Here is an 11,946-nt window from a genome sequence, read left to right on the forward strand (position 1 = left end):
CCAGCCCGAGGACGCGGACCCCGACCGGCGGGTCCCACCCCGCCGTCAGGCGTGGCCGGTGTGGCGACGGCGACGGTCCGGGGCGACGGACTGGCGGGGAGCCACGCGGGCGTGACCGGCGCCGAACCTCGCCGAGCCCACCGCCAGGTCCGGATGCTCGACGGCGAGGGCCAGCGCCGCCGCCTCCTCCAGCCCCAGCTCGGTCCCCTCGCCGTACGCGCCGTCGAAGGTCGCGTCGCCCAGCTCCTGACGCAGCTCCCCCTGCCGCTGTGCCCAGTACCCGCCGTAGATGCCCGGGGCGCAGCGCATGCTCGCCCGGGTCGCCCCCGCCGCGCCGAACAGGCGGGCCGCCGTGAGCCCGTCACCGCCGGCCGCGCAACGTACGGCCATCGCGTTCAGCGTGTCGCAGGCCCGACCGTGGAAGCCGTGGCTCATCCGCGAGCGCAGCGCCACCTGGAGATGCTCGTGCGCGGCGATCAGGTCCCCGCGCGCCAGGGCGACCATCCCGAGCAGCATGTCGACCGAGCGCCGCCCCCGCTCCACCGGGCGGGCCGCCTCCACCGGGCGGGCCGCGCCCAGCAGCTCGGCCGCCTCGTCCAGGGCGCCCCGCCGCCAGAGCAGCTCGGCCAGGCTGAACACCCCGAAGAGCGCGTCGCCGAGCACCTCCTGGCCGGACGCCCAGTCGATCACCTCGCGGCAGATCCGCTCCGCCTCCGCGAACTGTCCCATGTCGACCAGCGGGGCCGCCCGCCCGGCGAGCACCCGGGCGAGCAGGCCGGCGTCGCCCGCCTGCCGGGCCGCCGCCTCCGCCCGCTGGGAGTAGCGCAGCTCCTCGGCGAACTCGCCGTCCGCGCCGGCGTGCAGCGAGTGCATGTGGTACGCCGCCGCCAGCTCGGCCTCCGGGATCCGCTCCCCCGTCTCGGCGATCCGCCCGTACAGCCGGAACAGCCAGAGTCGCCCCTCCCGCGCCAGGCCCCGCTCCCGCCACCACTGGTCGAGGCCCCCGGCCAGCCGCAGGCCGGCCCGGGCACTGCCGCCGGTGGCGCACCAGCGCAGCGCGGCGCGCAGCTCGCCGGCGAGCGGGTCGAGAGCGTAGAGCGACAGGGTCACCGGCCGCCCGTCCGGGCCCAGGTGGGCGCGCTCCATCGCGTGCGTCGACCACGCCACGTGCCGGTTGCGGGCCGACCTCTCCTCTCCCGCCTCCGCCAGCCGCCGCGCCGCGTACGCCCGGATCGGGTCGAGCATCCGGTACGTGCTGCCCGAGGCGTGCGGCTCCGCCAGCACCATCGACTTGTCGACCAGCACCGAGAGCGGATCGAGCGGGTCGTCGCCGAGCAGCCACTCCACCGTCGCCAGGTCGACCGGGCCGGCGAAGACCGCCAGCCAGCGCAGCAGCCGGGCGGCGCGCGGCCCCAGCGTGCGGTACGACCAGGTGACCGTGGCCTGCATCGTCAGGTGCCGCTCGGTGGCGGAACGCTGCACCGCCCGGACGGCCGGGCTGGGCGGCACCATCCCCACGGCCGCCGCCACCAGGTCCACCGTCTCCGGCCGACCGCCCGGCCGGTCCGGCTCCACCGGCGAGTCCGGCTCCACCGGCCAGTCCGGGTCCGCTGGCGAGTCCGGGTCCGCACGGCCCGCGTCGAGGGTGCCCAGCACGTCGTCGAGGCGCTCGGCGAGCTGCCCGACGGAGAGCACCCGCAGCCGGGCGGCGGCCAGCTCAATGGCGAGCGGCAGCCCGTCCAACCGCCGCACCACCCGCCGCAGGTCGGCCGACTCTCCCGGGTCCGGTGGCCGGCCGCCCCGGGCCGCCGCCGTCCGGTCCAGCAGCAGCGCGACCGCGTCGCTCTCCGCCCCGTCCACGGGCGGATCGACCGACAGCGACGGGATCCGCCAGACCACCTCGCCCGGCAGGCCGAACGACTCCCGGCTGGTGGCGAGCACCCGGACGCCCACCCCGCCGGCGAGCAGCCGGGAGATCACGTCGGCCGAGGCGGCCGGCTGGGCGTCGCAGGTGTCCAGCAGCACGAGCATCCGGCGCGCGGCCGCGTACTCCACAAGTGTGTCGACCATCGGGCGGCCCGGCTCGGGACGCAGACCGAGCACGGCGGCGACCTCGAACGCCACCAGACCCGGGTCGGTGACCGCGGCGATGTCGACGAACCAGACACCGTCCGGATGCGACTCCACGAGGTCGACGGCGAGCTCCACGGCCAGCCGCGTCTTGCCCGCACCCCCCGCGCCGAGGACGGTCACCAGCCGGTGAGCCTCCACCAGCCGCTTCAGCTCGGTCCGCTCCGCGTGCCGGCCGACGAACGAGGTGACCGGGGTCGGCAGGTTGTGCGCGGACGCGTCGGCGGTGCGGGGCCGCGGGAACTGCCGCTCCAGGCCGGGCGCGACCAGTTGGAAGAGCCGCTCCCGGTCGTCGAAGCCGCGCAACCGGTGCAGGCCCAGGTCGTGCAGGGACACGTCGGGCGGCAGCGGCTCCGCGTGCCGCGCCGTCGACGCCGAGCAGAGCACCTGGCCACCGTGGGCGGCAGCGGCGATCCGGGCCGCGCGGTGCACCTCCGGGCTGACGTACTCGCCGTCGCGCGGCTCCGCCCAGCCGGTGTGCAGCCCCATCCGGACCCGGGGCATGGCCTCGGCGGTGGGCCACTCGTGGCTGGCCAGCGCCCGCTGCGCGGTCAGGCAGGCCGTCAGCGCGGCGGCCGCGTCGGGAAAGGCGAGGAAGAACGAGTCCCCCTCGGTCAGCAGCTCCGCGCCCTCGGTCGCGGCGATCGTGCGGCGCAGCAGGCGGCGGTGCTCCCGCAGCACCGGGCGGTAGTCCGGGCCGAGCAGCTGGGCCAGCCGGGTGGAACCCTCGATGTCGGTGAAGACGAAGGTCACCAACCCGCTCGGAAGGTGGATCCGTGGCGACATGGTGGAACCTCCGCCCGTGACGTCGGACTCATGCTGCCTGATACCGGACCATCACGCATCGTGAGAACGGTCGGCCGGAGCCGACTGCGGGCCCGCAGGTCAGCAGCCGCAGCCACCGCCGCAACAACCCCCACCGGCCGGCGCCGGCGCGCCACCGGCCACACCGCCGCCACCCCGGCCGGTGATCGCGACGGTGGAGAGGAGCTTGACCGTGTCGGCGTGCCCCTGCGGGCAGGACGCCGGCTCAGCGGCCTGCGACATCGGGCGGTTGACCTCGAAGGTGTCGCCGCAGGCGCGGCAACGGAACTCGTACCGGGGCATGGCACCAGGGTACGACCGGTCCTGACGAACGGGGGGACATGGGTGATACTCAACTTGTGGTGGACGGCGAGGACAGGACGACCCTTCGGCCCCTGCGGCCGGCGGCACCGATCGACGGGCCGCTCGCCGGTTCCGGCGCCGCGCCCGAACCCGCGACGCGGTTGCCGCGTCCCCGCCGCCCCTGGCTGAGATCCACCGCCGCCGGCGACGCGAAGCCGGCCACCGAGGCCAAGCCGGCGACCGAGCCCATCGCCGACACGAAGCCGGCCACCGGATCCAAGCCGGCGACCGGATCCGAGCCGGCGACCGAGGCCACCGCCGAGAAGGCGAAGCCGACCGACGACGCGAAGCCGGCGACCGGCACCAGGCCGGTCACCGAGCCCACTGCCGAAGCGAAGGCGGCGGAAGAAGCGAAGTCGGGCGACGGGTCGGCCGCCGACGCGAAGCCGGCCACGACCGGGAAGTCAGGCGACAGCGCCGGCACGACCGCGAAGCCGGGCGACAGCGCGGCCACGACCGGGAAATCGAGCGACAGCGCGGCCACGACCGGGAAATCGAGCGACAGCGCCGACACGGCCGCGAAGTCGGGCGACGGAACCGCTCCCGGCACGAAGGCCGGCGGCGCGGTCGGGGCCTCGACGACCGGGTCCGGGGCGAAGACCGGTGACGACGCTGGCGCGGCGTCGGCCACGGGCGCGGGCGACCTCGCGGAGACGAAGGTCGACGTGCCCGCCGCGAAGCCGGCCACCGGGCCCCGGCGCCGCCGGGTGCAGTTCGCGCACGCCGTACGCCGGCCGCCGCACCGCGTCGCGATGGGCGCCGCCCGCGCGACCCGGGACTGGTCGCGGCGGCCCAGCGGGCGGCTCACCCTGCCCGGGGTGTTCCTGCTCGCCCTGGTCGCGGCGACGGCTGCGGCGGGTGCGCTGCTGGTGCCCGCGACGGCCCGGGGACCCCGTCCGGTCGCGGTCGACGCCACCTCCACCGCGCCGGCCACCGTTCCGCAGGCGCCACTGCCCGGCGGCACGGTGCTGCCCGGTCAGACGCCACTGCCCGGCGGGACGGTGCCGCCCGGTCCGCTCCCCGGCGGGATCACCGGCCGGCCGTCGGACGCGCTGGCCGGCTGGGCCGCCCAGGTCGGGCCGAAGGTCGGCATCTCGCCGGTGGCCATGCAGGCGTACGGCTACGCCGAGGTGGTGCTCGCCCAGACCAACCGCAGCTGCGGGCTGAGCTGGACCACCCTGGCGGCCATCGGGTTCGTCGAGTCGGGGCACGGTCAGGCCAACAACGCGACGCTCCGCCCGGACGGCAAGGCGCTGCCCGAGATCATCGGCCTGCCGCTCGACGGGCAGGGCGGCCGAATGCGCATCCCCGACACCGACCGCGGCGTGATGGACAAGGACACGGTCCTCGACCGGGCGGTCGGGCCGATGCAGTTCATCCCGACGACCTGGCAGGAGATCGGGGCCGACGCCGACAACGACGGCGTCAAGGACCCGCACGACCTGGACGACGCCGCCCTCGCCGCCGGCAACTACCTCTGCAAGGGCGGCCGGAACCTGACCATCCCCGCCGACTGGTGGAACGCGATCCTGTCCTACAACGACGTCCGCCGGTACGCCCAGGACGTCTACGACACCGCCAACCGGTACGGACAGGCGAGCCGCACGTGAAGTGATCGTCCGCATACATTGGAGAACTGGACACTTCCCCCGGGCAGCGGTTAGCGGCAAGCTAGACGGGTGATGGTGCGCGAGTGGGACCCCAGGACCGCGTCGTCCGCCGAGATCGCGTCGCTGCTGGACACGCTGAACGCGGTCCTGGCGGCCGATCTGCCGCAGGACCCGCCGTGGCGGGAGAATTCCATGCGGGAATACCTCGCCGAGGTGATGCCCGGCGAGCGGCGGATCTCCTGGGTCGCCCAGGCGGAGCCGGCGACCGACGGCAGCCCGGGGGCGATCCTGGGCCACGTGCACGTGCTGCTGCTCGGTGACATCGGGGTGCTGGAGGTGCTGGTGCACCCGGCGGAGCGGCGCACGGGCCTCGGGCGGGACCTCGTCCTGACCGCCGCCAGGCGGGTCTATCAGGAGGGCTTCCAGTCGATCGGGGTCGAGGTCGTCGGCGACACGCCGGCCGTCGCCTTCTACGAGTCGCTGGGCTTCTCGAAGGAGTACGTCGAGACCCGCAGCGTGCTGGACCTGTCCGGGGTGGACTGGGCCGAGCTGTCCGAGATGGCCACCGGCATCGGCGCGGGCTACCACCTGGAGTTCCACCCCGGCGGCCCGCCGGACGAGCTGATCGAGGCGTACGCGCGGGCCAAGGCGGAGGTGCGCGACGTCGAGGACGGCGAGCTGCGCCCCAGCTCCTACGACCCGCAGCGGCTGCGCGACAGTCTGGACTGCCTGCACCGGCGGGGCATGAAGCCCTACATCGTGCTCGCCCTGCACGAGCAGACCGGGGAGGTGGCCGGGCTGACCGAGGTGGTCGTGCCGGTCCAGCATCCCACCCGCGCCGACCAGTACGACACCATCGTCGTGCAGGACCACCGGGGCTACGGCATCGACCGGGCGATCAAGGCCCGGATGCTGATGGAGCTGCGCTCGGCGGAGGCGGAGCTGACCGAGGTGCAGACCTGGAACGCGCAGGCCAACGAGGCCATGCTCAAGGTCAACGCCGAGTTGGGCTACCGCCCGGACCGCGAGTGGTGCGAATACAGCATCGACGTGGCTGAGCTGGTGCACCGCCTCGACGCCGGACGCTGACCGGAACGTTCACGAAACTGTCCGGTGGGGGATGGACGGCGGTCAGCACCGACCCTTAACGTGCGTTAGTTCCCCGTCCACCCATCGTGGAGGCCTCATGCGCCCGCGCCGCACTCTTGCCGCGCTCGCGACCGCCACCGCCGCCGTGACCGTAACGGCTGTCGGCGTCGCACCCACCGCGGCCAGCGCCGCGCCCACCGACCTCTTCATCTCCGAGTACGTCGAAGGCTCGTCGAACAACAAGGCGATCGAGCTGTTCAACGGCACCGGCGCCGCCGTCGACCTGGCCGCCGGCGGGTACCAGCTCCAGTTGCACTTCAACGGCTCCACCACGCCGACGAACCTGGCCCTCACCGGCACCGTCGCGGCCGGCGACGCCTTCGTCCTCGCCGCCGCCTCGGCCGCGCCGGGCATCCTGGACCGGGCCGACCAGACCACCGGTGCCAGCCTGTTCAACGGCGACGACGCCATCGTGCTGCGTCGGGGCGGCACCGTGCTCGACTCGATCGGCCAGGTCGGCGTCGACCCGGGCACCGAGTGGGGCACCGGCGTCACCAGCACCGCCGACAACACGCTGCGTCGGTCGGCCGCCGTGACCTCGGGCGACACCGACCCCTCCGACGCGTTCGACCCGGCCGCGCAGTGGGCCGGCTTCCCCGTCGACACGTTCGACGGCCTCGGCGCGCACGCCGTCGACGGCGGTGGCCCGGTCGACGCGCCCGCCACGCTCACCTGCGGCCCGGCGCTGGTGACCTCGGCCGGCACGGCCGCCACCCGGGAGGTCACCGCCACCGACCCGGACGACCGGATCGTCGACCTGGTGGTCACCTCGGTCGACCCGACCCCGGCCACCGGCTCCGTCAGCCGCTCGGCGGTCACCCCGGCCGACGCGGTCGGCGGCACCGCCCGCGCCACGGTCGGCACGAGCGCCGACCTGGCCGCCGGGGCGTACACCGTGGTGCTGACCGCCACCGACGCGGACGGCGGCACCGCCACCTGCACCCTGGCCGTGCAGGTGACCCGGGAGTTGACCGTCGGCGAGGTGCAGGGCCCGACCACCGACGGCGAGTCCGGCCCCGCCGACCGGTCGCCGCTCGCGCCGGCCACCGGCAACGGGACCAGCAGCACGCTGTACGACGTACGCGGCGTGATCACCCAGCGGACCCTCGCGCGTGACTCGTCGGGCCGCGACCAGCACGGGTTCTTCCTGCAGAGCCGGAAGGACGCCACCGACGGCGACCCGACCAGCTCGGACGGCATCTTCGTCTTCATGGGCTCGTTCACCTCGCTGATCGGCGGCTACGTGCCGACGGTCGGCGACGAGGTGGTGCTGCGCGCCCGGGTCTCCGAGTACTTCAACTTCACCCAGCTCTCCGGCGCGTCGCTGGTGCGCCGGACCGCCTCCGGCGTGGACGTGAACGCCGAGGTCCAGGTGACCGACGCCGTGCCGCCGGTCGAGGTGGCGGCGGCGCAGCGCTTCTTCGAGCGGCACGAGGGCGCCCGGCTGCGCGTACGTGCCGGCAGCGGCGCGGTGAGCGGGCGCAACGTCTTCGCCTCCACCGCCGACGCCGAGATCTTCGTGATCGACCGGGACGACCCGCTGCTCGACCGCGCCGACGCGTACGCCCGCCGGGTGTTCCGGGACGCGCACCCGCTCGACAACGACCCGGGCCGCCGCTTCGACGACGGCAACGGCCGGCGCGTCCTGCTCGGCAGCATGGGCGTGAAGGGCAGCACGGGCGACAGCGCCGCGCTGCTCCCGCCGGCGCGCACCTTCGACACGCTGACCGCCGACGCGGTCGGCGGGCTCTACTACTCGTTCGAGAAGTACGGCGTGCAGGTCGAGGCGGCAGCGTTCACCGGCGGGGCCGACCCGTCGGCGAACAACCCGCCGAAGCCCGCCAACCGGTCGGAGGAGGTCGCGGTCGCGACCTACAACGTCGAGAACCTGTACGACTACCGTGACGACCCGTTCGACGGCTGCGACTTCGCCGGCAACGCCGGCTGCACCGGGGTACGCCCGCCGTTCGACTACGTCCCGGGCAGCGAGCAGGAGTACCGCGAGCAGCTCGTGGCACTGGCCGACCAGATCACCACCGACCTGCACTCCCCGGACCTGATCCTGGTGCAGGAGGCCGAGGACCAGGACATCTGCTCGGTCTCCGGCGGCGCGCTGGTCTGCGGCACCACGGACAACGCCGACGGCGCACCGGACAGCCTCCAGGACCTGGCGCTGGCCATCACGGCCGCCGGTGGCCCCGCCTACCAGGCCGCGTACGACCGCACCGGCGCGGACGCCCGGGGCATCACCGCGGCGTTCCTGTTCCGCACCGACCGGGTGTCGCTGGCGGCGCCCACCGCCGGCGACCCGCTGCTGGGCTCGGCGCCGACCGTCGAGTACCGGGGGGCGGCGCTGCCGGGCAACGCGGACGTGCAGAACCCGAAGGCGCTCAACGCGGTGCTTCCGGACGACGTGGACACGTCCACCGGCAAGGACGGGAACAACGTCTTCACCCGCGCGCCGCAGCTCGGCAAGTTCACGGTCGCCGCCGCGCCCGGCTCCGCCGAGCGTTACACGCTCTGGGCCGCGAGCAACCACTACTCGTCCGGGCCGGACAGCCGGGTCGGGCAGCGCCGGGAGCAGGCGGCGTACGGGGCTGCGATCGTCACCGCGATCGAGGCGTCGGACCCGCACGCTCGGGTGGTCTACGGCGGGGACCTGAACGTGTTCCCCCGCCCCGACGACCCCATCGCCACGGCGGCGGATCCCACCCCGTCGGACCAGCTCGGGCCGCTGTACGAGGCGGGCCTGCGCAACCTGTGGGACGACCTGCTCGCCGACGCGCCGTCGTCCGCCTACTCGTACAGCTTCGAGGGGCAGGCGCAGACGCTGGACCACCTGTTCGTGAACGGCGCGCTGCACCGGGACCTGGTGCAGATGCGGGCCGCGCACATCAACGCCGACTGGCCGGCCGACCACGCGGCCGACGGCAGCCGGGGTTCCAGCGACCACGACCCGCAGGTGGCCCGCTTCCGCTCCCGCGCGTCGCTGAGCGTCGGCGACGCCTCGGTGGTCGAGGGCGACCGGGGCACCCGGCCGCTGACCTACACGGTCACCGTGTCGCGCCCGCTGTCCCAGCCGGTGCTGCTCTGCGCCGCCACGTACGGCACCACGGCCCAGGCCGGCGCCGACTACGACCCGTACGTCGGCTGCAAGGTCCTGGCCGCCGGGCAGACGTCGCTGGCCTTCCCGGTGACCGTACGCGGTGACCGGAAGCGGGAGGCCGACGAGAAGGTGAACCTGGTCGTGGCCGGGGTGCCCGGCCTGCGGCTGGCCGATCCTCTCGCCGTGGGCACCATCACCGACGACGACTGACGTCACACCGCAGCCCGCCCCGACGGCCCGCCGCCCAGGAACGTCCTGGCCGGCGGGCCGTCCGCTCACCACGGGAGGCCCGGGCCGGGCAGCCGCGACGGCGGGGGCACGCGCGGCGGCGGAGGCACGCGCGGCGGCGGGGGCACGCTGCGGTACTTCGCCACCCGCACCTCCCACTGGCTGCGCCGCCGCATGGCGTCGCGGACCCGGCGGTCGCGGTAGAACGTCTCCGGCGGGCGGGCCAGCCCGTAGATGTCCGCCCACCACTCGCCCGGCTCGGGGTCGAGAATGGTGTCCAGGTGCGAGGGGTAGCGACGCCCCGCCCCGTCGCGGGTGTCCTGCCAGTCCCGCATCGGCTTCAGCACCCGCCCGAACTCGTCGACGACGGCCAGCCGGAACCCGGCGACCCCGATGATGCGGCGCAGGAGCAGGATGCTCGGCACCATCCGGCCCGCCTCGATCCGCCCGACGGTGGAATGGTTCACCCCGGCCCACCGGGCCAGCTCCCGCTGGCTGAGGCTGGCATGCCGCCGGACCGCCCGGACGATGCCCGCGGCCGGCCATGGGGTGTCGAACGGCTCGGTCAGCATCACGGGCGGCTCGCGCGATCCCGTGCCCTGATCGGTACCCACCGCCTGGTCGCCACCCGTCGCCCCGACGCCGCCCGACGGCCCAGCGGCGCCCGACGGCCCAGCGGCGCCCGACGGCCCAGCGCCGCCCGACGGCCCCGCGGGTCCCGACGGCCCGGCGGCACCGGGCAACTGGTCGGAGCCAGCTGGTCGGTCGGAATCCCGGTCGATTTCCGGTTCGGCGGGAGGCTCGGTCATCCCTTCACGCTCCCGGCTGCGATGCCTCTCCCGCAATCCCGCCCGCTCAGCCTGTGGACAACGCAGCCGCCTGTGGAAAACCAGCGCCCGGTCCTGCCCCAACAGCCCGGACGAACCCTGCGCGGCGGGCACGCACCGCAACCGGAGCGGTTCTCCCGCAGGTGCATACGCTAAGTGATTGTAAATCCGGCCCTGAACGACCCTGGATCGCCGCCGCTGACGGTCACAACGCTGTGGACAGCGAGTTCAGTGTGGGCCCTCGTCGGGAGCGACGAACCTCCGCGCGCCCTTTGCTCTGCATCCTTATACGCAACAGGCACTCTTCGTTACTGGTGCGTATGACGATGCAGAGCAAAGCGTCCGAAGGGTGGTGGGCTTCGGGGCACAGGTTGAGTACCCAGCGTTACGGTAGGGACTGCTGGTCTGCGGCGCGGGCGTCTACTCGAAGGCGGCAACCACCACTGACGCCTGCGTATGCCCGCAAGGGAAGACAGCGACACGCACCAGCACCGCACCGGACGACGAGCGGGCAGGTGATGGTCCGGCGAGTGCCCCGAGACGGGCGGCGGAGGAATGGGTTGGCTCGATCGGAACCCGCCTCGCTGCCCGGGACGGGTCGGAGACCCGAAGGCCGGACCGGATCAAGGTGCGCCAGACCAGGTAGCGCCGGGCAGGACCAGGCAGGCCAGGCCACGCCGCACAGGACCAAGCCGCGCCGGACCAAGCCGCGCCGGACCAAGCCACGCTGGGTCGGGTTGGGTCAGTAGCGCTGGCGAAGGAGTCCGGCGGCCTCGACCGCCCAGTAGGTGAGGATGATCTGCGCGCCGGCCCGACGGATCGAGGTGAGCGTCTCCAGCATCACCCGCTCCCGGTCGATCCAGCCGTTGGCGGCAGCCGCCTCGACCATCGCGTACTCGCCGGAGACCTGGTAGGCGGCGACGGGAACGTCCACCGCCGCACGGACCGCCGACACCACGTCGAGGTACGGCAGGGCCGGCTTGACCATCACCATGTCGGCGCCCTCGGCGACGTCCAGCTCGACCTCGCGCAGCGACTCCCGCAGGTTGGCGGGGTCCTGCTGGTAGGTGCGGCGGTCGCCCTCCAGGGCCGACTCCACCGCGTCCCGGAACGGGCCGTAGAAGGCCGAGGCGTACTTGACGGCGTACGCCAGCACCGCCACGTCCTGGTGGCCCGCGGCGTCGAGCGCCCGGCGTACCACGGCGATCTGGCCGTCCATCATGCCGGACGGCCCGACCACACCGACCCCGGCGGCGGCCTGGGCGACCGCCATCTCGGCGTACGCCTCCAGCGTGGCGTCGTTGTTGACGTCACCGTCGGGGGTGAGCAGGCCGCAGTGCCCGTGCGAGGTGAACTCGTCCAGGCAGAGGTCGCTCATCACCACAGTGGCGTCGCCCACCTCGGCGACGACGTCGCGGATCGCGACGTTGAGGATGCCGTTCGGGTCGATCCCGCCGGAGCCGGTGGCGTCCCGCCGCTCCGGCACGCCGAAGAGCATGATGCCGCCGACGCCCGCCTGGACCGCCTCGGCCGCGGCCTTGCGGAGCGAGTCCCGGGAGTGCTGGAGCACCCCCGGGAGCGACGCGATCGCCCGCGGTTCCGTCAACCCCTCCCTGACGAACATCGGCACGACCAGCTCGGCCGGGTCGACGCGGGTCTCGGAGACCAGCCGCCGGATGGCCGCGTTGCGGCGCAGCCGGCGGGGCCGGATCTCGGGGTACGGCATCAC

The 11,946-nt window shown here is 74.4% G+C and carries 6 protein-coding genes and 1 pseudogene; 3 read left to right on the forward strand and 4 right to left on the reverse strand.

Annotated features, from left to right (window positions below; genetic code table 11):
* Positions 1–45: 45 nt before the first annotated feature.
* Positions 46–2,916 carry an ATP-binding protein gene (locus tag RM555_RS19800; protein ID WP_311413146.1) on the reverse strand — a complete coding sequence of 957 codons (2,871 nt, stop codon included), beginning with the start codon at positions 2,914–2,916 and terminating at the stop codon, positions 46–48.
* 99 nt (positions 2,917–3,015) lie between these two features.
* Positions 3,016–3,237 carry an FmdB family zinc ribbon protein gene (locus tag RM555_RS19805; RefSeq protein ID WP_311413147.1) on the reverse strand — a complete coding sequence of 74 codons (222 nt, stop codon included), beginning with the start codon at positions 3,235–3,237 and terminating at the stop codon, positions 3,016–3,018.
* A gap of 380 nt (positions 3,238–3,617) precedes the next feature.
* On the opposite strand from RM555_RS19805, the pseudogene RM555_RS19810 reads away from it, so the two are divergent.
* The 3 genes and pseudogenes from RM555_RS19810 to RM555_RS19820 form a co-directional block, all read left to right on the forward strand.
* A pseudogene (locus RM555_RS19810) lies at positions 3,618–4,907 on the forward strand (lytic murein transglycosylase); the annotation flags it as partial.
* Positions 4,908–4,979: 72 nt separating this feature from the next.
* A complete protein-coding gene (locus tag RM555_RS19815; RefSeq protein WP_311413177.1) occupies positions 4,980–5,996 on the forward strand; it encodes a GNAT family N-acetyltransferase in 1,017 nt (338 codons plus the stop codon).
* Positions 5,997–6,093: 97 nt separating this feature from the next.
* A complete protein-coding gene (locus tag RM555_RS19820; RefSeq protein WP_311413148.1) occupies positions 6,094–9,372 on the forward strand; it encodes a lamin tail domain-containing protein in 3,279 nt (1,092 codons plus the stop codon).
* Positions 9,373–9,437: 65 nt separating this feature from the next.
* Here the strand turns inward: RM555_RS19820 and RM555_RS19825 are convergent, their stop codons facing one another.
* Both RM555_RS19825 and hemB read right to left on the reverse strand, forming a co-directional pair.
* Entirely contained in the window at positions 9,438–10,004 is a 567-nt protein-coding gene (locus RM555_RS19825; RefSeq protein ID WP_311413149.1) for a helix-turn-helix domain-containing protein, read from the reverse strand.
* A 955-nt stretch (positions 10,005–10,959) separates the two neighbouring features.
* The gene (hemB, locus tag RM555_RS19830) at positions 10,960–11,943 is read right to left on the reverse strand and encodes a porphobilinogen synthase (RefSeq protein ID WP_311413150.1); all 984 of its coding nucleotides are present in this window, start codon (positions 11,941–11,943) and stop codon (positions 10,960–10,962) included.
* Between the last annotated feature and the right edge of the window lie 3 nt (positions 11,944–11,946).

Source organism: Micromonospora reichwaldensis, assembly GCF_031845925.1.
In the GTDB taxonomy this organism is placed as follows: Bacteria; Actinomycetota; Actinomycetes; order Mycobacteriales; family Micromonosporaceae; genus Micromonospora; species Micromonospora reichwaldensis.

Excerpts from the sequence above, each read along its gene's own strand:
- hemB (WP_311413150.1), bottom strand. The coding sequence starts at position 11,943 with ATGCCGTACCCCGAGATCCGGCCCCGCCGGCTGCGCCGCAACGCGGCC.
- RM555_RS19805 (WP_311413147.1), bottom strand. The coding sequence starts at position 3,237 with ATGCCCCGGTACGAGTTCCGTTGCCGCGCCTGCGGCGACACCTTCGAG.
- RM555_RS19800 (WP_311413146.1), bottom strand. The coding sequence starts at position 2,916 with ATGTCGCCACGGATCCACCTTCCGAGCGGGTTGGTGACCTTCGTCTTC.
- RM555_RS19815 (WP_311413177.1), top strand. The coding sequence starts at position 4,980 with ATGGTGCGCGAGTGGGACCCCAGGACCGCGTCGTCCGCCGAGATCGCG.
- RM555_RS19820 (WP_311413148.1), top strand. The coding sequence starts at position 6,094 with ATGCGCCCGCGCCGCACTCTTGCCGCGCTCGCGACCGCCACCGCCGCC.